Genomic DNA, 21852 nt, shown 5'->3' with positions numbered 1-21852 from the left:
AGCGGCGAAAAGGTCAACGGAATCACGATGGGCAAAAAGAACAAGGTCGGGAAGAAAAGTAAGTCAGGTAAGAAGAAGGATCACCGGGACTATACGCTTGCCGATCTGTCGCCGGCCTTGACGCAGGCGGCGCGGTCCATGCGCACGGTGATGACGCGCAGCCTGACGGCGAGCGGCCTCTACGCCGGGCAGGACGGCGTCATTCTTGCGCTCGCGGCAAGCGATGGTCTTCCGGCCGGTACGCTGGCGCAGAAGCTCGGCGTCAAGGCGCCGACGATGACCCGCACGATCGGCCGCATGGAGGCGCAAGGCTTTGTCGAGCGGCGGCCGGATGCCGACGATGCCCGCCTGACCAAGGTCTATCTGACGGAAGCGGGGCGAAACAGCGTCAGCGAGATCGAAAGTTCGGCGGCAAGCTGCGATGAGCTTGCGACCCGCGGCTTCTCGGAAAAAGACATCCGCTCGCTTGTACGCCTGCTCAAGACCATCGAGCATAATCTCCAGGCCGGCGATGATGGCGAGGATGAAGACGAAATCTGAGAATCCTTGAGAATTCGTGTTGCGCGGCGTGATTAAAGCTTTTAATTAAAGATTTTAAATTCCGAAATCGTAAAGCGATCGGAATATGTTACGGCTGCGTTTCACGGGGAGGGCGCGCGTGGCGCAAAAGATAAAGCTTTCGACGATTGCGGAAAGCCTGGGTATTTCAACGGCCACGGTATCCCTGGCCTTACGCGACAGCCCGCTGGTGGCGACTAACACGCGTGACAAGATCAAAGACCAGGCTCGTGCGCTCGGTTACATCTACAACCGCCGCGCAGCCAGCCTGAGGACATCGCGATCGGGGATCATCGGTGTCGTCGTTCATGACATCATGAACCCCTTCTACGGGGAAATCCTGAAGGCGATCGAAAGCGAGCTCGATCGCAGCCGCCATACCTTCATCCTTTCCAATCACTATGATTCCGTCGAAAAGCAGCGGACCTTCATCGAGACGCTGCTGCAACTCGGCGGCGACGGCGTCATCATGTCGCCGGCGATCGGGACGCCGCCGGAGGATTTCGAGCTGGCGGAGGAAAACGGCATGCCGGCCATCCTCGTCGCGCGACAGATCGAAGCGCTGGATCTGCCGACCTTTCGCGGTGACGACAGCTACGGCATCTCGCTTGCGACCAATCACCTGATCAGCCTCGGTCACCGCTCCATAGCGATGATCGGCGGCACCGACCAGACCTCGACTGGGCGCGACCGTTATCAGGGCTATGTGAATGCGCTGCGCAAGGCTGCTATCGAGGTCGATCCCAATCTGCGCATTCCCGGCGCACGTTCCAAACAGGGTGGCTTCGAGGCGGCGGTGCACTTCCTGTCGCTGCCGCAGAAGCCGACGGCGGCCGTCTGCTGGAATGACCTGGTCGCCATAGGTCTCATGAACGGCATTTCACGCGCCGGCCTCGTTCCCGGGCGAGATATCTCGGTCACCGGCTATGACGATCTGGAGGAGGCGGCGATCGCAACGCCGGCCCTGACGACAGTCTGGAACGGGCAGGCCGAGGTCGGAAGGCTTGCGGCGCGCGCGCTTTTGGATAGGCTGGCGGGAAGCCATGAACCGGACGGTATTCATCTGATCAAGCCGGAAATGCGCATCCGCCAATCGACGGCGCCTTATAAAGCTCGCTAGCAGCGGTTCGGTGCCGAACCGTATCTCAAGAGGAAAGATCCATGTCCGATAGTCGAATCGCCGTCCTCGTTCCGGGGAAGATACACCCGCGTGTCCTCGAAAGGCTCGGAAAACAGTTCGATATCGTTTCCGTCGAACGCGATGGCGGTCCGAAGGTTGATGCGGAAACCGCGGCCCGCATCCGCGGCGTTGCCGTTGCAGGCAGCTTCGATGCCGGCTGGATCGATGCCTTTCCGAATGTCGAAGTCATCGCCAATTTCGGCGTCGGCTATGATGGCGTGGACGTCAAGCACGCCGCCTCGAAGGGGATCGTCGTTACCAATACGCCTGACGTCCTGAACGACGAGGTCGCCGATACCGCGATCGCCTTGCTGCTGAACACGCTGCGGCAGTTTCCGAAGGCGGAGACCTGGCTGCGCGAGGGGCGCTGGGCGAGGGAGGGAGCCTTCCCGCTCTCGCCCTTTTCCATGAAGGGACGCCGCATCGGCATCAACGGTCTCGGCCGCATCGGCCTGGAAATCGCGAGAAGGCTGGAGCCGTTCAAGGTTAAGATCGGCTATCACACCCGCACGCCGCGCGATTCGCTGCCCTATGACTACTATCCGACGCTGCTGGAGATGGCGCAGTCGGTGGACACGCTGATTTCGATCGTGCCGAAGACGCCGGAGACGCACAAGGTTATCAATGCCGAAATTCTCTCGGCGCTTGGGCCGCAGGGTGTGTTCATCAATGTCGGCCGCGGCTGGTCCGTCGATGACGACGCGCTGATAACGGCCCTCGGCAGTGGAACACTTGGCGCTGCCGGGCTCGACGTCTTCTACGACGAACCCAATGTCCCCATGGGCTATCTCTCGCTGCCGAATGTTTCCCTGCTGCCGCATGTGGCCTCGGCCTCGGTGCCGACGCGCGATGCCATGGCTGATCTCGTCGCCGACAACATCATCGAATGGTTCGCTAGGGGTGAGCCTGTGACGCCGGTGCCGGAAACGCCGGTCAAGGCGCGAGGCTGATCAGACGGCTTTTTGCTGATACGGAGCGGCCGCAGGTCGCTCCTTGCCAGCCGCATAATCGCGCACCGCATCGCCGAAGGCGGTAAAGAGCTTCAGCGACGGCGAATCCGTCTCCGCCCAATATTCCGGGTGCCATTGCACGCCGACGGCAAAGGCCTTGGCGCCGATAACGGAGACGGCCTCGATCGTGCCGTCTTCCGCGAGTGCCTCCACCTGCAGCCTCGGCGCCGTATCGGCAATCGCCTGGCGATGCAGCGAATTGACACGCACTTCACCCGGTCCGACGACACGGGCGATACACGAGCCTTCCTTGACGAAGACGCTCTGGCGGATCGAATACATCGTATCGCGATCGACATTCGGTGGCTTGCGGTGATCCCATATGCCCGGCTGGTCCTGGATTTCGCTGGCAAGCGTGCCGCCAAGCGCAACATTCAGCTCCTGAATGCCGCGGCAGATGGCGAGCATCGGGATGGCGCGGTCGATCGCGCGGCGGATGAGCGGCAGCGATGTCGCATCGCGCGCCGGGTCGAAAGGGCCATCGCTGTCCCTTGCTTCTTTTCCATAGAGAGACGGATGCACATTGGTCGCCGAACCGGAAACGAGCAGGCCGTCCACCCGGTCGAGAATGGCGTCCGCCTCGTTGCCGTCCTCCAGCGCGGGAACGATCAATGCCATCAATCCCGCAGCCTTCACGGCAGCGCGTACATATTGCAGCTGCACCGCATGCCAGCTTGTGCCATCGAACTCGCGGATATCGGCGGGAATGGCGATGATCGGTCTGGGCATGCGAGGCTCCGAAGGCTGCAGACATTTGTTCGTTGGACCTCGGGACGATCATGATGTCAATCCAAAGGCATGTTATCTACGTCACGAATCTACGCGAAGACGGCGCAGGCGGCAACGTGCAGCGGCGTCCATAAGGCTTTGTTTCCCTTCGTCATGCGGATGTACAGGAATCGCCATAATGCGGTGCAAGAGAGCTAACTTGAAAGACTGGGTGAGGCGTGGTTAGTTCCATCGCTTGCGCCGTGACGGGAGCGTGCCGCTCCTCAGCAATGCCGTCCGTATGGGAGAATTCGATGGATCGCCGTTCCTTCATCAGGCGGGCAGGAGCCGTTGGCGCAGGTGCCGCCGCTTCTGCGCTTGCGACCCCGGCCCTTGCCCAGGAGTATCCGAAGATCACTTGGAAGATGACCTCCTCCTTCCCAAAGAGCCTGGACACGATCTATGGCGGCGCGGAGGATATTGCCGCGCATGTTTCAGATGCGACCAACGGCAATTTCCTCATCCAGACCTATGAGGCCGGTGAGATCATTCCCGGCGCACAGGCGGCCGACGCGGTTAGTGCCGGCGCCGTCGATGCCGCGCACACCTGCTCCTATTATTTCTGGCAAAAGGATCCGACCTATGCCATCGGCACGGCGCTGCCCTTCGGCCTCAATGCCCGGCTGACCAACGCCTGGTTCTACCAGGGCAACGGCAACAAGCTGATGAACGAATTCTATGCCACACAGGGCATCTTGGGGCTTCCCGCGGGCAACACCGGCGCGCAGATGGGCGGCTGGTTTCGCAAGGAAATCAATACGCTCGACGATCTCAAGGGTTTGAAGATGCGCATCGCCGGCCTGGCCGGCAAGGTGATCGAGAAGATCGGCGTCGTGCCGCAGCAGGATATCGCGGTCAACGGCGTCTACGACGCGCTGAACAAGGGCACCGTCGATGCGGCCGAATGGGTCGGACCCTATGACGACCTGAAGCTCGGGCTGCAAAAGATCGCGAAGTATTATTATTATCCGGGCTGGTGGGAGGGCGGCGCCGTGGTGCATGCCTTTTTCAACCTGGAAAAATGGAATGCCCTGCCGAAGCCTTATCAGACAATTCTCGGCGATGCTTGCGCCTTCGCCAACACCAACATGCTGGCGAAATACGACGTCAAAAATCCGCAGGCGCTGAAGGAAATCGTGACGCAAGGCGTGACGCTCAGGCCCTTCAGCCAGGAGATCATGGAAGCCTGTTTCCAGGCAGCCGGCGCGCTCTATGCCGATCTCTCGAAATCCAACGATTATTTCAAGCGCATTTACGAGGACCAGGTCGCCTATAAGAAGGATGCCTATCTGTGGATGCAGCTTTCTGAGTATACCTTCGATACCTTCATGATGATCCAACAGCGGGCAGGCAAGTTGTAATCGTATTTCATAAGTCTTCGGCGATATATTGTTCCTTTATTAGTGATCTAACATCATATCAACGTGAACGTGTACCGAGAATCATTATGCCAGCGTGATGCTGGGCACAGTCGAGCTTCCATTTAAACTGCCGCTTTGAGTGAAAAATCTTTCCGGACGGGCTCGGTTCGGGCAAGTAAATTTTAAAGGGTTTCCACTACGGTGTCCGCCGCATCAGGGGAAGTCTGAATGAAGCCTCCAAGCCCGGACACCGTGCCGACGGATATTTATCTGTCGTTTGTCAGTTCGCTTTTCGGAAACCGGAAAACGCTCGTTACAGGCGTATTCGTTCATATCCTCATGTATGTCCTCGTTTTTCTGAGCACATATGCCAGCATCTATCTGGCCTTTTGCGTGGCGTTTGCCATCGTCTTCGGCTTACGGATCAATTTTTTCCGGCAGTTCGACGCAGCCGACAAGAATAGCTTTACGCGCGCCGATATAGCTAGCTGGGAAACACGTTATGTCATCGGCGCCGCGGCCACCGCCGCCATTCTTGGCATCGGAAGCGGCTATGCCATCCTCATCCTGCGCGATCCGCTGGCGGAATTCATCTGCGTCGCCGTCACCATGGCGTCCATGGTGTCGATCGTCGGCCGTAACTACGGCTCACCTCGTGCGGTCGATCTTCAGATTCTGGCCTGCTGCGTGCCGATTGTCATCGCCTGCCTGCTGTCGCAGGAACTCTACAAGGGAATCGCCTCCCTCATGCTCATCCCGTTCGGGCTGACCACGCGTGCGATGGCAAATGGCATGCGCGAATTCCTCTACAGGAATATTGTCGCCTCTCGCGAGATATCGTTGATGGCCGACAGGTTCGACACCGCGCTCAACAACATGCCCCACGGGCTGTTCATGCTGGACGCCCAAAACCGGATTCTGGTCGTCAATCGCAAAGCCTGCGAGCTCCTCAATTTCGCCGATCCGCAGCGGCTCAAGGACTGCGAATTCGACGTCGTTCTACGTTACGGCGCCCGTCACGCCTTCATCGACGGATCGCTTCCCGGGCTCATTCAGCGGCAGTTGGCCCAACTCGTCAGCGGCACGCTTTCCCGAACCCTCATTCAATTCAATGAGGATCAGTTTCTGGAATTTTCGGCCAGCCGGCGTGCCGATGGGATCGTCATCCTGATCTTTGAAGACGTGACGGTGCGTATTCGCGCTGAGCGCAAGATCCTGCATATGGTGCGGTACGACCCTTTGACCGGGCTGCCGAACCGTGAATATTTCGTGGACCAGGTCAAGGAAAAGCTGGCTGCGCGCAACCGGGAAAGCCGCATCGGCATCCTTGTTCTGGATATCGACGATTTCAAGCATGTCAACGATACCAAGGGGCATGTTGCCGGGGATCGTCTGCTGGTTGCCGTAGCCGAGCGTTTGAAGGCGCTTGCCGGCACGACAGTGCTTGTCGCTCGTCTTGTCGGCGATCAATTCGTGCTGTTCTTTCCGAATGAGGACGATGTTCCGGATATCGATGGCCGCATCCGCGCCCTGCATGCGGCAATGGCCGGCACCTATGATGCAGAGGACAGCAGCTTTCGGGTTTCCGCCAGTGGCGGGTATATGACCATGCCCGGCCGGGAATTTCGCCCAGAGGAGTGGCAGATCAAGGTCGATCTCGCACTCTTCGAGGCGAAGTCACGGATGAAGGGTGGCTGCAGCGCCTTCGAGCAGGAAATGGACGCACGTTATGTCGAGCGGCAGACGCTGAAGGACGACCTGCGTGAGGCAGTGGAAGCCGGCAGGCTTCAAGCCGTCTACCAGCCGATGTACACGCCGGATGGCTCCCGCATCGAATGCTGCGAGGCGCTCGCGCGCTGGATTCACCCCGAAAAGGGCTCGATCCCGCCCGATCTTTTCGTGCAGCTTGCCGAGGAGATGGGCATCGTTGCCGGCATCACTCGCTTCATGGTCGATCGTGCTTGCCGCGATTGCGTTTCATGGCCTGCGCCACTCGCCGTTTCAGTCAATCTCTCGGCGCAGGATCTGCGCAATGACGAGGTTGTCAAAATCGTGATCGCGGCGCTCGAGACGTCGGGACTTGAGCCCTCCCGCCTGCATCTCGAAGTTACCGAAAGCTGCCTGATGGACGAGGTGGCAACCGTCCGCTCCATTCTCGCCGATCTGCGGGCTAGAGGCATCACGATTGCGATCGACGATTTCGGAACGGGATTTTCCAGCCTCAGTTACCTCGATACGCTGCCGGTGGATGTCGTGAAAATCGACCGGTCTTTCGTTCGCGATATCACGACGGACAGCCGTCGTTTCAAGCTGCTGTGCGGCATCGTCGATCTTTCTCGCGCGCTCAGCCTGCATGTCGTAATCGAAGGTGTCGAGACGCTGGAGCAGCTGGCATTGGTCGTCGAGCGAAACCTGGCGGATATCATCCAGGGCTATGTATTTTCCCCTCCGATAACCCCAGAGCAAGTCGCCGAGAAGGTTGCGAATCTCGATAAACGGCAGCTGGGAGCGGGCAGGCTCTTCTCGCCCGAGGTCGTCCGATAGCTTGCGGCGGCGCTGCAGTGGCAGGCATTTGGAATCCTCTGACAATTCGATCCGCCTGGGCCACCTGCGACCTTCTCGTGCATTGCATTTTTCCTCGCTTTGTGTAACGCCTCGGTAGAGGAAATTGGCTGCGGTATTTCCCTTGCGGGATGTCGCAGCTTTTGAGGACGAGCTCCGGCCGGCAGTCTAGATCATCTGTCGGGGAGAGGATTGAGGGGAGATTTCTGAATGGCCGAACATCACACTGGACCTGCTGAAGTGGGTGCTCCCATGGACTACAAGGAGCATGAGAAGACCTACAATCTTTTCATCTCGGGCGCCAAAGTTGGGTCTGCGATCGTTGCGGCCCTGTTGATCGCCATGGCGGCCGGTTTCTTCGGTCATGCCGGCTTTCTCGGCGGCGTCCTGATATTCATCGTTCTGACCATCGCCAGCGTCGTCCTGTTGCGCTGATATAACAGCGCTGACAGATGGCGGGCCGATCTTCCGCGCTTTCCCATGATTCTGCAGGCTACAGCGCCGCCGCATCCAGGAGCTGCGCCGTCTGATGCGAGGTGTCGTCGTTGAGCAATCTGGTTTTCGTGGCCAAGGAAAGCGTGGTGGAGGAGACGCGTGTTGCGGCGTCCGTCGAGACGGCAAAGAAGATGAGGAGCCTCGGTTTTGATGTCGTGGTCGAGGCTGGTGCGGGTGTCTTATCGCGCATCCCGGATGCCGAATATGAAGCTGCCGGCGCGCGGATAGGCTCCATCAAGGAGGCAAAGGCGGCCGACGTCGTCCTCAAGGTCAGGCGCCCGACGACCAAGGAAATCGCCGGCTACAAGAGCGGCGCGATCATTATCGCTATCATGGATCCCTATGGCAATGAGGCAGCGCTTGCCGAGATGGCGCGTCGCGGGCTGACGAGTTTCGCCGTGGAACTGATGCCGCGCATCACCCGTGCGCAGTCGATGGATGTCCTGTCGTCGCAGGCAAACCTCGCCGGCTATCAGGCGGTCATCGAGGCCGCAGCCGTCTATGATCGGGCGCTGCCGATGATGATGACGGCGGCGGGGACGGTGCCGGCGGCGAAAGTGTTCGTCATGGGGGCAGGGGTTGCCGGCCTGCAGGCGATCGCGACCGCGCGGCGTCTCGGCGCGCAGGTCTCGGCGACCGATGTTCGTCCGGCTGCGAAGGAACAGGTCGCCTCGCTCGGAGCAAAATTCGTCGCCGTCGAGGACGAGGAATTCAAGGCGGCGGAGACCGCCGGCGGCTATGCCAAGGAAATGTCGAAGGAGTATCAAGCCAAGCAGGCTGTTCTCGTTGCCGATCATATCGCCAAACAGGACATTATCATCACCACGGCGCTGATCCCCGGCCGGCCGGCGCCGCGTCTCGTCAGCCGCGACATGCTGAAGGCGATGCGCCCTGGCGCCGTCGCCGTCGATCTGGCCGTGGAGCGCGGTGGCAATATCGAAGGCGCCGAGTATGGCAAGGTCGCCGAGGTCGAAGGCGTCCGGGTGGTCGGCTATCCCAACATGGCCGGCCGGATCGCGGCCAGCGCATCGGCTCTCTATGCGAAGAACCTCGTGACCTTTCTGGAGACGATGGTCGACAAGGATACGAAGAGCCTCGCCGTCAACCGAACCGATGAGCTGATCAAGGCGACGATGCTGACCGACGGCGGCGAGGTCGTGAACCCGAACTTCGTCGATCCCGACCAGCCGACGATCAAGAAGGGAGATCTCTGAGATGGCCAGTCAAGCGATGGACCAGGCACTGCAGCAACTGCATGATGCCGTTAATGCCGTCACTTCAGCCGCAGCGCAGGCTCCGGAGACTGTGTGCGCGGCAACAGGCGGGGCAATCGATCCCTTCGTCTTCCAGTTCGCGATTTTCGTGCTGGCGATCTTCGTCGGCTATTACGTCGTCTGGTCGGTGACGCCGGCCCTGCATACGCCGCTGATGGCGGTCACGAACGCCATCTCCTCTGTCATCGTCGTCGGTGCGCTGCTGGCCGTGGGCATTTCGGCGAGCGGCCTTGCCACGGGCTTCGGTTTCGTGGCGCTGGTTCTCGTCTCGGTCAATATCGTCGGCGGCTTCCTTGTCACCCAGCGCATGCTGGCGATGTACAAGAAGAAGGACAAGTGAGGGCGGCATGCTGAGCAATATCGCGGCTTTCCTCTATCTCGTTTCCGGCGTCCTGTTCGTCCTGGCACTGCGCGGCCTGTCGCATCCGGCCACCAGCCGGCGCGGCAATCTCTACGGCATGATCGGCATGGGCATTGCCATCGTCACCACGCTTGTGCTGGCGACGCCATCCTTCGGCGGCTTCGTGCTGATCATCCTTGGCCTTGCCATTGGCGGCGGAGCGGGTGCCTATATCGCGCGTGTCATTCCGATGACCTCGATGCCGCAGCTCGTGGCAGGTTTCCATTCGCTGGTCGGTCTTGCGGCCGTCCTCGTCGCTGCTTCGGCGCTCTATACGCCATCCTCCTTCGGCATCGGCGAGATCGGGTACATTCACACCGAGGCTCGCATCGAGATGGCGATCGGTGTAGCGATCGGAGCCTTGACCTTCACCGGCTCGATCATCGCCTTCCTGAAATTGGACGGGCGCATGTCCGGCAAGCCGATCCTGCTGCCGAACCGACACATCATCAATGCCGCTCTGCTTGTCCTGATCGTGTTCTTCATCATCAGCCTGGCGGCGAGCGAGAGCCATTTCGCCTTCTGGGCAGTCGTGCTGCTATCGCTGGCGCTGGGCGTACTTTTGATCGTGCCGATCGGCGGCGCCGATATGCCCGTCGTCGTGTCGATGCTGAACTCCTATTCCGGCTGGGCCGCCGCCGGCATCGGCTTCACGCTCGGTAATCTCGCGCTCATCATCACCGGCGCCCTTGTCGGATCCTCGGGTGCGATCCTGTCCTACATCATGTGCAAGGGCATGAACCGCTCCTTCATGTCAGTCATTCTCGGTGGTTTCGGCGGCGAGACGGCCGCGGGCGGAGCTGATAATTCCGACAAGACCGTGAAGCTCGGCTCGGCCGAGGATGCCGCCTATCTGATGGCGAATGCCTCCAAGGTCATCATCGTGCCCGGTTACGGCATGGCGGTGGCGCAGGCCCAGCATGCGCTGCGCGAAATGGCTGACAGGCTGAAGGCACATGGCGTCGAGGTCAAATATGCCATTCATCCCGTTGCCGGCCGCATGCCGGGCCATATGAACGTGCTGCTCGCTGAAGCCAACGTACCCTATGATGAAGTCTTCGAGCTCGAGGACATCAATTCGGAATTCGCCCAGGCCGATGTCGCCTATGTCATCGGCGCCAACGACGTCACCAATCCGGCGGCGCGCGACGACAAGACCTCGCCGATCTACGGCATGCCGATCCTCGATGTCGACAAGGCGAAGACCTGCCTTTTCGTCAAGCGTTCGCTGGGCTCCGGCTATGCGGGCATCGACAACACACTGTTCTATAAGGATGGCACGATGATGCTTCTGGGCGACGCCAAGAAGGTGACCGAGGACATCGTCAAGGCAATGAACGAGTAGGCTGCCGCTGCACCCGCAAGGGCGGTGTTTCCGCTCTTAGAGCAATTCCGCTTTTCTTCGAATCGCGAAAACGCTCTATCTTCTTGTTTTTACGCCGTTCCGGACGCAAAACCGCTTCGCACTTTTGCTGGAACTGCTCTTAAGTCCTTTGACGCTCCATCATGTTGCGCGGTGCCGTCAGTATCCAGACAAGTCCGGCCGGACGGAAATTGACCTCGACATGGCCGCTGAAGGATGCCGCGGCATGGGTCTTCGTGACGGTGGTGCCGAAGCCGGTCACGCTGGGCGGTTTGACCGTGGGACCGCCGGTTTCGCTCCAGACGAAGCGGATCATGGTGCCGGTTTCAGTGACTTCGTTCGTCCATTCGATGGTGATCTTGCCCTCCGGCGCAGAAAGCGCGCCATATTTGACCGAATTGGTGGCAAGCTCGTGCAGGATCAGGCCGAGATTCTGCACCGCCTCCGGCTTCAAGAGGAAGTCGTTGCCGAGGACGTCGAGCTGCTGAGGTCCCTGCAGGAAGGTCGCGAGATGAATGTCGATCACGCGGCGCAGCGACACGCCGGACCATTGTTCGCTGGTCAGCACCTCGATCGAGCGCGCCAGGCCTTCCAGGCGGTCGGCGACCGCCCGCTGGAAGGTATCGACGCTATCCGTCTGCCGTGCGAGCTGGCGTGTCATCGCCTGGGCGAGTGCCAATAGATTCTTGGTGCGGTGGACAAGCTCGTGCATGACGAAATGCAGCCGATCCTCGGTAACGCTGCGGTCGAAGGATGCGTTGGAGAGCGCGATGGCCACCTGGTTTGCCTCGATGACGCTGGTGTCAACGGGCGACACGATTTCGCCTCGACCCATGCGGTCTGCCATGTCGGCTATGCTCTGGATGGTCGTGCGCACCTGGCGCGCCAGCGCATAGACGGCGATCAGCGCGATCAGCAGCAGCGTCACCCCGCCATAGATCAGGAATCGCCAGGTGCTCATCAGCGACTGCTGCGCGGACGCGATCGGTCCCCAGACGACGGCCTTCCAGGACCAGCCGGAGATCTGGGCATAGCCGAGCACCGCATTCGGGAGGGTCTTTTCATCCTGGTAGACACCGCTCGATGCGATCAGTTTCGGCAGAATATCCTTGTTGAACGTGTCGCCCGGCGCAAGGGTCGTCGGGCCGCCAGCGGCAACGACATGGCCGGATTTATCCACAACGGCGGCGGACCAGCCGGGGGGCAAGGCTTGCGTCGTCACGAGCTTGGCCAGTTCGTCGGCATCCTGGGTTACAGCCAAAGCGGCGCCGGCTGGCGAATGTTCGAGGGGCAGGGTGACGTTATAGACCCAGCGGCGGGCGTTGGGCCCCATGAAGACGTCGGATGCCTCGATGCGGCCGGAGTTCAGCGCCGATTGCAGTGCTGCAATGTTACCGGTCTTGCCGAGTGGTTTTCCAAGCGGCCAGCGAGTATTCAGCCGGAGCTGGCCATCCTTTTCCATGAGCAGCACGAAGAGCGAATCAGTGCGCAGGACCGTTTCCGTGCGGGCGAAGAAGGTGGCAATGTCGTTGCGTTCGAGTTCCGGTGAGGAAGACAGAAGGCGCAATGTCGTCGCCATGTCCTGCAATTGGCGATCGATGACGCGCGAAAGCGCCTGCGCATCCTGAACGGTGTCACCCTTCAGCACATCGCGCTCATTATTTTCGAGCTGAACCAGAAGCAGCGCGACGAAAGCGAGAATGGGCAAGGCAATCGCCAGAGCGATTGCGATCAGATAGGCACCAATCGACGCTTTCGGAAAATGCGGCTTTCTCATGAAGCGATCAACCGATCGTGCCTCGATGAGGATACGACGCGCCGGCAAACGCAAATAGAATGGTATTGGTCATCATGCCAAGCGCCCCCGTGCCCCGATCCGAGCTACATGCTCCAGAAGCGCCATGTTAGGGCTCGGTAATTTTCCTTGCAACATCTGAAAAGTCATTATTGCGAAATCGTAAGCGATCTCGGGTATTTACGACTGTGGCAACGCATCCCTGCAGTTGCGCTGACCGCCTCATTCTCGGGCTAGGAAAAGCGAGAGAGCCGGAACTGCGCAAGCTCGTGCGCTTCGCTGCCATCGACGATTTCCTGCGCGGCGAGCAGGCCGACGAGCGGTGCGAGCGTAACGCCGGAATGCAGAACTGCGAGGTAGAGGCCCGGTGCCGCACCGATATTGCCGAGGACCGGCAGGCCGCCTTTCGGCGTCGGGCGATAACCGACGGTGTGGAAATCGAGCTCCAGCGCCTCGCCTCCTTTCAATGTTGCTCTGACCTTGGCGAAGAGCGCGTCGGCAGCCGCTTGAGGATTATCGCCGGGATCGGTGCCGCCGAAGTCGCCGCCGGCTATGATTCGTCCTTCTGCCGTTTGGCGCAGATGCAGCTCCGGTGCCATCACCAGACCGTTCAGCATTTTCCCTACGGGTCGTGAATGGACGATGAGCCCCGGAGGTGTTTCAAGCGGTACGAGAATATCCGCCGAGGCGGCAAGTGCTGCCGTGCCTGCACCGGCAGCCAGAACGACATGATCGGCGTGCATCGGCCCTTCGCTCGTTTCGATGCCGACGATCCGCTCGCCCTGCCTCAGCAGGCCTTTGACTTCGACACTGGATGACAGGATCGCTCCCCGAAGGCATGCGTCTTCCAGCAGCAGTTTGGCGGCGGCAACGGGTTCGACCGCGCCTTCTTCCGCGACGTGCAGAGCATAGTCGGGCGGATTGGCCAGATTCGGTTCGAGCATCGCACTTGTCGCCCGGTTCACCGGCTGTATGCCATAGCCCCAGCCATGGTGCTGCGCCGCATAGGCGTCCAGCTCCGGCTCGGGAAGATCCCAGCTGAGGCTACCGCACCAGGATAGAGGGATGTCAGGCAGATCTGCCTTCAGCCTCGACCACTCGGCCATCGAGCGATGGCGGAGATGGAAGTAGAATTCCGGATTGCCCCAGCTGGCATTGATCCAGGCGAAGGAGTTCGGGGTGGCAACGCCGCCGATCTGCTGTGCGACCACCGTTACCGACGCCCCCCTGCGACACAGATGCCAGGCGATGGAAGCCCCGATGATACCGGCGCCGATGACGATGATTTTCTGCGGGGAGGGCATGTCTTTGTCTCGCTTGAACGGATGAGCCCGAGACTACAGCATGTCGCGCAAAAGTGTGCAGCGGTTTTGCGATATCGACATGCGCAAAATCGAAGACCAGGGCAAAGAAAAGCCGCCGGGCAGGGATCGCCGGCGGCTGGATATCTTTACGGCGATATGCCCCGTGTCAGGCGCCGGCGCCGACGCGCGCCAGGCCGTCTCTGGCCGGCTGATAGTTGGGATCGAGGTTGACCGCATGCTGATAGGAGCGGCGGGCTTTCGCCTTGTCGCCTTTGCGCTCATAGACGAATGCCTGGTTTGCCCAGGATTCGGCGAGCTTGTTGTTCAGCTCGATCGCATGGTTGAAATCGGCAAACGCGTTGTCGTCGTCGTTCTGCGCGAGATAGGAGATGCCGCGGCTGTTGTAAGGCTCCGGCGAGTTCGGCGACAGCGAGATCGCCTTGGAGAAATCGTCGATCGCCTTATCCTGCTGATTGCGCTTCTGGTAGATCACGCCACGGCCATTATAGGCGCGGCCGTCCGTCGTCCCGAGGCTGATGGCCTTCGAATAATCGTTGAAGGCGTCGTTGTCGCGGCCTGACTGGCGGTAGAGGTTGCCGCGGCCGATATAGGCGACGTCGTAGTTCGAGTTGATCTGCAGCGCCGCATTATAGTCCGCGACCGCTTCCGGCAGCTTGCCCATGTTGCGATAGATGAGCGCGCGGTTGGCATAGGCCTGGTAGAACTTCGGATTGAGCTGGATCGCCTGATTGAAATCGCCAAGAGCGCGGTTGAAATCGCCGCCGCGGCCATAGGCCGTGCCGCGCACATTGTAGCCTTCCGGATCCTGCGGATTGGCATTGATGACTGATGTCAGCGAGGCGATATTTTCGGACGAGCCCTGAGCCTTGTCGATCTGGATCACATTATCGGTCGTAGCCGTCTGGCAGCCGGAAAGGCTGATCGCGGCAAGTATCGCCAAAGCAGGCAGCACCGCGGCGCGCTTCGAAACGGGTAAGGAGAGGTTCGAAGTGCGGAACTTTACGGAAGTCGTCATTGCCATTATCGGGTTCGCTTTCCCCATGCGTCATATCAGGCTGTTCTGATTTAATCCGATTTGCGTAGAGAATAAATCAAAAAGGCGGCGGCGAACGACTCGCCCCCGCCACACATGCATCTGAAAACGTCGAAAAAACGGCGATTACTTGGCAACAAGGCCTTCGCGCTGAGCGCGCTTGCGAGCAAGCTTGCGAACGCGACGAACAGCTTCAGCCTTCTCGCGAGCACGCTTCTGCGACGGCTTTTCATAGTAGTCGCGCATCTTCATTTCGCGGAAAATACCTTCGCGCTGCATCTTCTTCTTGAGAGCGCGGAGAGCCTGGTCGACATTGTTATCGCGGACAAGTACCTGCACGAGAATCACGTTCCTTTGGTTTGGTTGATGCCAGCGGCGACGGCAGCGCCAGGAGGCAAAAATATAACGTTCGCGCGGCCACAGCCTTGCGATTGGGTGGCGGGATAGCAGATCGGTTTGTCAAAGTCTAGCCAGATCGTGAGTTTGCAGAGGAAAAAGCTAGTTGTCGAGGGTTGAATTGAACCGGCGATACCTGCTGCGCTTTCACGAAGGCGCTTGAAAGAGGGATTGGCAGATCCCGATCTTTGCGGCACTGACATGCTTATGTGAGCATTTCGGATCAGAATCATTCGTGAGCTGCGGGGGATTCGAGCAGCTGTCCGAAACGGGAGGGAATCACTTCATGCAATCGCATCGCTTTATCGCTGTTGGGAAAGCGCTTGCTGCGCTCGCGCTCAGCCTTGTGGTACTCACTGCGGTGTTTGCGCCTGCAGCAGCCGGCGAAGTGCGGTTTGGTAAGAATGTGCGCATCGGTGGCCATGATTTTTCCAATCAGACCTACGACAGCAAACATCGTGCGAGAATTTATCTCCACAATGGAAAGCCGCGAAAAGAGGGATGTGTCTGGAGCAAGGACGGTCATGGCGGGCGCGTGAAGGTCTGCCATCTGCAGCGCAAATAATCGGCTAGGAGGTCGTAAGCGGGGCAGGCGGGATGGCGGCAATCTTAACCGTGTCGAAAGACGGTGCTGAATGCGTCGCAAAAGAGCCGTTGTGTCGGTTTTGGATTTGCGATTTGTATGACCCAGAAAAAGGGCGTCTTGCCTGAAGGAGTTGAGGGCGAATGCGTAAATACTCGGTTTTTGCCGTGGCACGGGAAGCGATGCGGGCTCACAAGGGCTGGGAGGCTCAATGGACCTCGCCGGAGCCGCGCAAGGAGTATGACGTCATCATCGTCGGTGGCGGCGGTCATGGCCTGGGTGCAGCCTACTATCTCGCCAAGGAGCATGGCATCACCAATGTCGCGGTGATCGAAAAGGGCTGGCTCGGCGGCGGCAATACCGGCCGCAACACGACCATCATCCGCTCGAACTATCTCTATGAAGAGAGCATGCACATCTACGAGCATTCGATGAAGCTCTGGGAAGGGCTGTCTCAGGATCTCAATTACAATGTCATGTATTCGCCGCGCGGCGTGATGATGCTGTCGCACAATGTGCATGACCAGCAGTCCTTCAAGCGGCATATCCACGCCAACCGTCTCTATGGCATCGACAATGAATGGCTGACGCCCGAGCAGGCTAAGGCATATTGCCCGCCGCTCGATATTTCGAAGACGGCGCGCTATCCGATCAACGGTGCCGCCCTGCAGCGTCGCGGCGGCACGGCGCGTCACGATGCGGTCGCTTGGGGCTTCGCGCGCGCCGCTTCCGATCGCGGCGTGCACATTATCCAGAATTGCGAAGTGACCGGCATTCGGCGCGGGCCAGACGGCCGTGTGACCGGCGTCGATACGAGTAAGGGCTTTATCGGCGCCAAGAAGGTCGGCGTTTCCGCAGCCGGCCACACCACCGTCGTCATGCAGATGGCCGGCGTTCGCGTGCCGCTGCAATCGAGCCCACTGCAGGCGCTCGTTTCCGAGCCGCTGAAGCCGATCTTCCCCTGCGTCGTCATGTCGAACACGGTGCATGCCTATATCTCGCAGTCAGACAAGGGCGAGCTCGTCATCGGCGCCGGCACGGATCAATATAATTCATACAGCCAGACCGGCGGGTTGCAGATCATCACCCATACGCTGGATGCGATCTGCGAATTGTTCCCGATGTTCCGTCGCGTGAAGATGATGCGTTCCTGGGGCGGCATCGTCGACAATACGCCGGATCGTTCGGCAATCCAGTCGAAGACGCCGGTGCCCGGGCTCTATGTCAATTGCGGCTGGGGCACCGGCGGCTTCAAGGCGACGCCGGGTTCGGCCAATCTCTTTGCCCATCTGATTGCCCGCGACGAGCCGCACAAGTTCAATGCCGGCCTGACGCTGGATCGCTTCCGCACTGGCCGTCTGATCGATGAGGCGGCGGCCGCCGCCGTGGCACACTGATGCTGGCCGCGGTCGGGATCGTTCTTGCCGCAGGGCTTTCCCTGCCGGTCGGAGCGATCGCGACCGAAGTCAGCGATCTTATTCCGGGGGTCAAGGATTTTCGCATGCAGGTGATCCACAAGGCGAAGGATGAGGCCGACTGGCCCTTCGTGGCCGAAAGCGGCGTGATTGCCTGCGCCAAGGTGCTGAACAAGCCGGCGGTCTATTTCGTGCCGGATCAGACGCCCGAGGCGACCAGGGCGTTTGCGATCGACACGGATCTGCTGGGCATGAGCCTGGTCAATCTGGGGATGACCAATGTGCTGAAGCCCTATGGATCGCTGGAGGCGCTGCTGAAGCGCATAACACCTTTCGTCATCATGGGGCGGCAGCTTTGCGCGCAGCCTCCCGGCACAAGCCTTACAGGCTCCGAGCTTTAACACAGGTAGAAAACAATGCTGCTGATTTACTGCCCCTATTGCGAGGAAGAGCGTTCGGAACTCGAATTCCGCAACGCCGGCGACGCGCATATCGTGCGGCCGGCCAATATTGCCGGGATCTCGGACGAGGAATTCGAGGAATATTTCTTCCTGCGCGACAACCCGAAGGGGCTGATCTTCGAGCGCTGGCGGCACATCCATGGCTGCGGCCGCTTCTTCAATGCGGCGCGCGACACGGTGAGCGATCACTTCTACCGAACCTACAAGGCCGGCGAACCGAAGCCGGATCCAGCGACGCTCAAGCCCGGCGCGGCCGAACCGGTGACGCAGCAACAGAACGAACAAGAAAAGACGGCACCAACAGAGGGATTTGCTGAATGAGCGGCGCCAATCGTATCGCGGGCAAGGGGCGTTTGACGCCGGCCAGAACCGCTCGCTTCACTTTTGACGGCAAGACCTATACCGCGCTCGAGGGCGATACCGTCGCCTCGGCGCTGCTTGCCAACGGCGTCCATCTTGTCGGCCGTTCCTTCAAGTATCACCGTCCGCGCGGTATCCTTTCGGCTGGAGCCGAAGAACCGAACGCACTGCTCGATATCTCGCGCGATGCGGCGCGGCGACAGCCGAACGTGCGTGCCAGCGTGCAGGAAGTTTTCGACGGCATGAAGGCTCAGTCGCAAAACCGCTGGCCGTCGCTCGCCTTCGATATCGGTGGCGTCAACAATCTGATGTCGCCCTTCTTTGCCGCTGGCTTCTACTACAAGACCTTCATGTGGCCGAAGTCGGCCTGGAAGCATATTTACGAGCCCTTCATCCGCCGTGCTGCCGGCCTCGGCGTTGCGCCGACGGAAGAGGATCCGGATCACTATGCCGGTCGTTACGCCCATTGCGACGTTCTTGTCGTGGGTGCCGGCGTCGCCGGTCTTTCCGCGGCGCTCGCGGCGGCTGAAACTGGCGCCAAGGTCATCCTCTGTGACGAACAGCCGGATGTCGGCGGCGCGCTCCGCTTCGATACCGGCATCAAGATCGATGGCGCCGAAGGGTACGAGTGGGCGCAAGCGACCGTCGCCAAGCTCAAGGCGATGCCGAATGTCCAGGTGCTGACCCGCACGACCGCCTTCGGCTATTACAACCATAATTTCTTCGGCCTTGCCGAACGCGTGACCGACCATCTGGCCAAACCCGGCCGCGACTTGCCGCGCGAGCGCCTATGGCAGGTCCGCGCCAAGCGCGCCATCCTGGCGACAGGCGCGATCGAACGCCACATGGTGTTTCCGAACAACGATCGTCCGGGCATCATGCTCGCTTCGGCTGCGCGTGCCTATCTCAACCACTATGGCGTCGCCGTCGGTGCGAAGATCGGCGTCTACACGGCGCATGATTCGGCCTATGAGGCCGCCTTCGATCTGAAGCGCGCCGGCGTTTCCATCGCTGCCATCGTCGACAGCCGTGCGCGTCCGGGCGAGGCGGTTCTCGCCGAAGCAAAGCGGCTCGGCATCGAGGTGCTGACCGACTATGCCGTCGTCGATACATCAGGCAAGCTGCGCGTCGCCTCGATGACCGTCTCGCGCAACGGCAGTTCCGCAACCCGCAAGATCCCCGTGGATGCCCTCCTGGTTTCGGCGGGCTGGACGCCCTCCGTTCATCTCTTTTCGCAATCGCGCGGCAAGCTGAAATTCGATACCGAGAAGCAGCGCTTCCTGCCGGGCACCTATGTTCAGGATTGCCTTTCGGTCGGCGCCTGCAACGGCACGGATGGGCTGCAAGCCGCGATCGAGGAATCACTTGCCGCCGGCGAGCTGATGGCGCGCGCGACCGGCAGCACCAATGGCGGAGAGAAGATCCAGCTCCACGCCGAGCAGGCCTTCGAATGGACAGGCGGCATGATCGGTGCTGCCGAAGGTGCGGGACCGGATACGAATGCCAAGGCTTTCGTCGATTTCCAGCACGATGTCTGCGCCAAGGATATCCGCCTTGCAGTGCGCGAAGGCATGCATTCCATCGAGCATATCAAGCGCTTCACCACCAACGGCATGGCGTCCGACCAGGGCAAACTATCCAACATGCATGGCCTGGCGATCGCTGCCGAAATGCTCGGCAAGGATATTCCGCAGGTCGGTCTCACCACCTTCCGCGCGCCCTATACGCCCGTTACCTACGGCACGCTGATCAGCCATTCGCGCGGGGCTCTCTTTGATCCCGCCCGCAAGACGCCGATGCATGCCTGGGAAGAGGCGCACGGCGCGATCTTCGAAGATGTCGGCAACTGGAAGCGCGCCTGGTTCTATCCGCGTGCCGGCGAGACCATGCATCAGGCCGTCAATCGCGAATGCCGTACGGCGCGCGAAGTGGCCGGCGTGTTCGATGCCTCGACGCTCGGCAAGATCGAAGTGGTCGGGCCGGATGCGGCGGAATTCCTGAACCTCCTCTACACCAATGCCTGGGATACGCTGAAGCCCGGCCGCTGCCGCTACGGCATCATGACCCGCGAAGACGGCTTCGTTTATGACGATGGCGTCGTCGGACGTCTGGCCGAGGATCGCTTCCATGTGACGACCACGACGGGCGGTGCGCCGCGTGTGCTGCATCATATGGAAGACTATCTGCAGACCGAGTTCCCGCACCTGAAGGTGTGGCTGACCTCGACCACCGAGCAATGGGCTGTTATCGCCGTACAGGGTCCGAAGGCACGCGAGATCATCGAGCCGCTGGTCGAGGGCCAGGATCTGTCCAACGAGGCCTTCCCGCATATGAGTGTCGCCGAGTGCAAGGTTTGCGGCGTGCCGGCGCGGCTGTTCCGCGTCTCCTTCACCGGTGAAGTCGGCTACGAAATCAATGTGCCGGCCGATTATGGCCAGTCGGTTTGGGAGGCCGTATGGGCTCGCGCTGAGCCGCTGGGCGCCTGCGCCTACGGCACCGAGACCATGCACGTGCTCCGCGCTGAGAAGGGCTATATCATCGTCGGCCAGGATACCGACGGCACGGTGACGCCCGATGACGCCGGCCTTGCCTGGGCCGTTTCCAAGAAGAAGACCGATTTCGTCGGTATTCGCGGCCTGAAACGGCAGGATCTGGTCAAGGAAGGCCGCAAGCAGCTCGTCGGTCTCGTCACCCGCGATCCGAAGGTGGTGCTGGAGGAGGGCGCACAGATCGTTGCCGATCCGAACGAGCAGAAGCCGATGGCCATGCTCGGCCATGTCACCTCGTCCTACTGGTCCGAAAATCTCGGCCGCTCCATCGCCTTCGCGCTGGTTGCCGGCGGGCGCGAGCGCATGGGCAAGACGCTCTATGTGCCGATGCCCGACAAGACGATATCAGTCGAGGTGACGGATCTGGTATTTTTTGACAAGGAAGGAGGCCGGATCAATGGCTGATCTCGCTACCCGCAAACTGCCACTCGCCGGCCGCCACGGCGGTTCCTCGACCGTCCGGCTGACGCCAGCCGCTCCTGCAAGCCGCATTTCGCTGCGCGCGCCTGCGGATTCTGTCCATGGTCTTTCGCAGGCGCTCGGCCTTCAGCTGCCGACCCGCCCGAAGACGTCAGCCGGCGCCAATGGCCGTCATGCCCTGTGGCTCGGCCCGGACGAATGGCTCGTCATCGATGAAAACGGTGCCGAGCTGGTCGGCGTGGCGGCATCGTCCGGTGTGCTGCATTCGGCGACCGATGTCTCACATCGCAATACCGCAGTCATCATCTCCGGTCCCGGCGCGGAAGCAACGCTTGCCGCCGGCTGCCCGCAGGATGTTTCGCTGAGCGCATTCTCTGTCGGCGCTTGCTCGCGCACGCTGCTCGGCAAGGCTGAGGTCGTGGTCCTGCGGCTCGATGAGGAGACGTTCCGCGTCGAGGTCTGGCGCTCCTTCTCCGACTATGCGTTCGGCCTTCTCGCCGAAGGTGCGGAGGATGCTGGGCTTTAAGCCCGACGGACTTCGCAG

At 60.5% G+C, this 21852-nt stretch carries 20 protein-coding genes; 15 read left to right on the top strand and 5 right to left on the bottom strand.

Annotation, left to right across the window (positions count from 1 at the left end):
* Positions 1-27: 27 nt before the first annotated feature.
* The 3 genes from RTCIAT899_RS15275 (at position 28) to RTCIAT899_RS15265 (ending at position 2688) form a co-directional block, all read left to right on the top strand.
* Positions 28-540: a MarR family winged helix-turn-helix transcriptional regulator gene (locus RTCIAT899_RS15275; protein ID WP_015341140.1), complete on the top strand. Its 513-nt coding sequence runs from the start codon at positions 28-30 to the stop codon at positions 538-540.
* A 118-nt stretch (positions 541-658) separates the two neighbouring features.
* Positions 659-1678, top strand: a complete 1020-nt coding sequence (locus RTCIAT899_RS15270) for a LacI family DNA-binding transcriptional regulator (protein ID WP_015341139.1) — start codon at positions 659-661, stop codon at positions 1676-1678.
* 41 nt (positions 1679-1719) lie between these two features.
* Positions 1720-2688: a 2-hydroxyacid dehydrogenase gene (locus tag RTCIAT899_RS15265; protein ID WP_015341138.1), complete on the top strand. Its 969-nt coding sequence runs from the start codon at positions 1720-1722 to the stop codon at positions 2686-2688.
* Here RTCIAT899_RS15265 and RTCIAT899_RS15260 read toward each other — a convergent pair whose 3' ends face one another.
* Entirely contained in the window at positions 2689-3477 is a 789-nt protein-coding gene (locus RTCIAT899_RS15260; protein ID WP_015341137.1) for a gamma-glutamyl-gamma-aminobutyrate hydrolase family protein, read from the bottom strand.
* 293 nt (positions 3478-3770) lie between these two features.
* On the opposite strand from RTCIAT899_RS15260, the gene RTCIAT899_RS15255 reads away from it, so the two are divergent.
* From RTCIAT899_RS15255 to RTCIAT899_RS15230, 6 genes are all read left to right on the top strand, one after another.
* A complete protein-coding gene (locus RTCIAT899_RS15255) occupies positions 3771-4877 on the top strand; it encodes a TRAP transporter substrate-binding protein (protein ID WP_015341136.1) in 1107 nt (368 codons plus the stop codon).
* A gap of 228 nt (positions 4878-5105) precedes the next feature.
* Positions 5106-7421: a putative bifunctional diguanylate cyclase/phosphodiesterase gene (locus RTCIAT899_RS15250; RefSeq protein ID WP_015341135.1), complete on the top strand. Its 2316-nt coding sequence runs from the start codon at positions 5106-5108 to the stop codon at positions 7419-7421.
* Between the two features lie 228 nt (positions 7422-7649).
* Positions 7650-7874 carry an aa3-type cytochrome c oxidase subunit IV gene (locus RTCIAT899_RS15245; protein ID WP_041677669.1) on the top strand — a complete coding sequence of 75 codons (225 nt, stop codon included), beginning with the start codon at positions 7650-7652 and terminating at the stop codon, positions 7872-7874.
* 110 nt (positions 7875-7984) lie between these two features.
* A complete protein-coding gene (locus RTCIAT899_RS15240) occupies positions 7985-9148 on the top strand; it encodes a Re/Si-specific NAD(P)(+) transhydrogenase subunit alpha (RefSeq protein WP_015341133.1) in 1164 nt (387 codons plus the stop codon).
* 1 nt (position 9149) lies between these two features.
* Complete coding sequence (locus RTCIAT899_RS15235; RefSeq protein WP_015341132.1) at positions 9150-9548, top strand: NAD(P) transhydrogenase subunit alpha part 2; 399 nt, start codon at positions 9150-9152, stop codon at positions 9546-9548.
* A 10-nt stretch (positions 9549-9558) separates the two neighbouring features.
* Entirely contained in the window at positions 9559-10953 is a 1395-nt protein-coding gene (locus RTCIAT899_RS15230) for an NAD(P)(+) transhydrogenase (Re/Si-specific) subunit beta (RefSeq protein WP_041677979.1), read from the top strand.
* 139 nt (positions 10954-11092) lie between these two features.
* Here RTCIAT899_RS15230 and RTCIAT899_RS15225 read toward each other — a convergent pair whose 3' ends face one another.
* From RTCIAT899_RS15225 to rpsU, 4 genes are all read right to left on the bottom strand, one after another.
* Positions 11093-12748, bottom strand: coding sequence for a sensor histidine kinase (locus RTCIAT899_RS15225; protein WP_041677978.1), 1656 nt, complete (start codon positions 12746-12748; stop codon positions 11093-11095).
* A gap of 251 nt (positions 12749-12999) precedes the next feature.
* The gene (locus RTCIAT899_RS15220) at positions 13000-14070 is read right to left on the bottom strand and encodes an NAD(P)/FAD-dependent oxidoreductase (protein ID WP_015341129.1); all 1071 of its coding nucleotides are present in this window, start codon (positions 14068-14070) and stop codon (positions 13000-13002) included.
* 166 nt (positions 14071-14236) lie between these two features.
* Positions 14237-15112 carry a tetratricopeptide repeat protein gene (locus RTCIAT899_RS15215; protein WP_015341128.1) on the bottom strand — a complete coding sequence of 292 codons (876 nt, stop codon included), beginning with the start codon at positions 15110-15112 and terminating at the stop codon, positions 14237-14239.
* 138 nt (positions 15113-15250) lie between these two features.
* Complete coding sequence (gene rpsU, locus RTCIAT899_RS15210) at positions 15251-15463, bottom strand: 30S ribosomal protein S21 (protein ID WP_004117638.1); 213 nt, start codon at positions 15461-15463, stop codon at positions 15251-15253.
* Positions 15464-15806: 343 nt separating this feature from the next.
* Between rpsU and RTCIAT899_RS15205 the strand changes: the two genes are divergently transcribed.
* The 6 genes from RTCIAT899_RS15205 (at position 15807) to RTCIAT899_RS15180 (ending at position 21834) form a co-directional block, all read left to right on the top strand.
* Positions 15807-16085: a hypothetical protein gene (locus tag RTCIAT899_RS15205; protein ID WP_015341127.1), complete on the top strand. Its 279-nt coding sequence runs from the start codon at positions 15807-15809 to the stop codon at positions 16083-16085.
* A 161-nt stretch (positions 16086-16246) separates the two neighbouring features.
* Positions 16247-17500 (top strand): sarcosine oxidase subunit beta family protein, encoded by a 1254-nt coding sequence (locus RTCIAT899_RS15200; protein ID WP_015341126.1) that lies wholly within the window; start codon positions 16247-16249, stop codon positions 17498-17500.
* A complete protein-coding gene (locus tag RTCIAT899_RS15195; RefSeq protein ID WP_015341125.1) occupies positions 17500-17919 on the top strand; it encodes a hypothetical protein in 420 nt (139 codons plus the stop codon). Before RTCIAT899_RS15200 ends, RTCIAT899_RS15195 begins: the two co-directional genes overlap by 1 nt.
* Positions 17920-17934: 15 nt before the next feature.
* Positions 17935-18300, top strand: coding sequence for a sarcosine oxidase subunit delta (locus tag RTCIAT899_RS15190; protein WP_015341124.1), 366 nt, complete (start codon positions 17935-17937; stop codon positions 18298-18300).
* Complete coding sequence (locus tag RTCIAT899_RS15185) at positions 18297-21293, top strand: sarcosine oxidase subunit alpha (protein WP_015341123.1); 2997 nt, start codon at positions 18297-18299, stop codon at positions 21291-21293. Before RTCIAT899_RS15190 ends, RTCIAT899_RS15185 begins: the two co-directional genes overlap by 4 nt.
* Complete coding sequence (locus RTCIAT899_RS15180; RefSeq protein ID WP_015341122.1) at positions 21286-21834, top strand: sarcosine oxidase subunit gamma; 549 nt, start codon at positions 21286-21288, stop codon at positions 21832-21834. The genes RTCIAT899_RS15185 and RTCIAT899_RS15180 overlap by 8 nt, the downstream gene beginning before the upstream one ends.
* Positions 21835-21852 lie beyond the last annotated feature (18 nt).

This window comes from Rhizobium tropici CIAT 899 (assembly GCF_000330885.1).
GTDB classification, from domain to species: Bacteria; Pseudomonadota; Alphaproteobacteria; order Rhizobiales; family Rhizobiaceae; genus Rhizobium; species Rhizobium tropici.
This window is presented reverse-complemented; position numbering and strand designations above follow the sequence as displayed.

Excerpts from the sequence above, each read along its gene's own strand:
- RTCIAT899_RS15185 (WP_015341123.1), top strand. The coding sequence starts at position 18,297 with ATGAGCGGCGCCAATCGTATCGCGGGCAAGGGGCGTTTGACGCCGGCC.
- RTCIAT899_RS15250 (WP_015341135.1), top strand. The coding sequence starts at position 5,106 with ATGAAGCCTCCAAGCCCGGACACCGTGCCGACGGATATTTATCTGTCG.
- RTCIAT899_RS15235 (WP_015341132.1), top strand. The coding sequence starts at position 9,150 with ATGGCCAGTCAAGCGATGGACCAGGCACTGCAGCAACTGCATGATGCC.
- RTCIAT899_RS15255 (WP_015341136.1), top strand. The coding sequence starts at position 3,771 with ATGGATCGCCGTTCCTTCATCAGGCGGGCAGGAGCCGTTGGCGCAGGT.
- RTCIAT899_RS15220 (WP_015341129.1), bottom strand. The coding sequence starts at position 14,070 with ATGCCCTCCCCGCAGAAAATCATCGTCATCGGCGCCGGTATCATCGGG.
- RTCIAT899_RS15205 (WP_015341127.1), top strand. The coding sequence starts at position 15,807 with ATGCAATCGCATCGCTTTATCGCTGTTGGGAAAGCGCTTGCTGCGCTC.
- RTCIAT899_RS15195 (WP_015341125.1), top strand. The coding sequence starts at position 17,500 with ATGCTGGCCGCGGTCGGGATCGTTCTTGCCGCAGGGCTTTCCCTGCCG.
- RTCIAT899_RS15245 (WP_041677669.1), top strand. The coding sequence starts at position 7,650 with ATGGCCGAACATCACACTGGACCTGCTGAAGTGGGTGCTCCCATGGAC.
- RTCIAT899_RS15275 (WP_015341140.1), top strand. The coding sequence starts at position 28 with ATGGGCAAAAAGAACAAGGTCGGGAAGAAAAGTAAGTCAGGTAAGAAG.
- RTCIAT899_RS15180 (WP_015341122.1), top strand. The coding sequence starts at position 21,286 with ATGGCTGATCTCGCTACCCGCAAACTGCCACTCGCCGGCCGCCACGGC.
- RTCIAT899_RS15200 (WP_015341126.1), top strand. The coding sequence starts at position 16,247 with ATGCGTAAATACTCGGTTTTTGCCGTGGCACGGGAAGCGATGCGGGCT.
- RTCIAT899_RS15215 (WP_015341128.1), bottom strand. The coding sequence starts at position 15,112 with ATGGCAATGACGACTTCCGTAAAGTTCCGCACTTCGAACCTCTCCTTA.
- RTCIAT899_RS15265 (WP_015341138.1), top strand. The coding sequence starts at position 1,720 with ATGTCCGATAGTCGAATCGCCGTCCTCGTTCCGGGGAAGATACACCCG.
- RTCIAT899_RS15190 (WP_015341124.1), top strand. The coding sequence starts at position 17,935 with ATGCTGCTGATTTACTGCCCCTATTGCGAGGAAGAGCGTTCGGAACTC.
- RTCIAT899_RS15225 (WP_041677978.1), bottom strand. The coding sequence starts at position 12,748 with ATGAGAAAGCCGCATTTTCCGAAAGCGTCGATTGGTGCCTATCTGATC.
- RTCIAT899_RS15260 (WP_015341137.1), bottom strand. The coding sequence starts at position 3,477 with ATGCCCAGACCGATCATCGCCATTCCCGCCGATATCCGCGAGTTCGAT.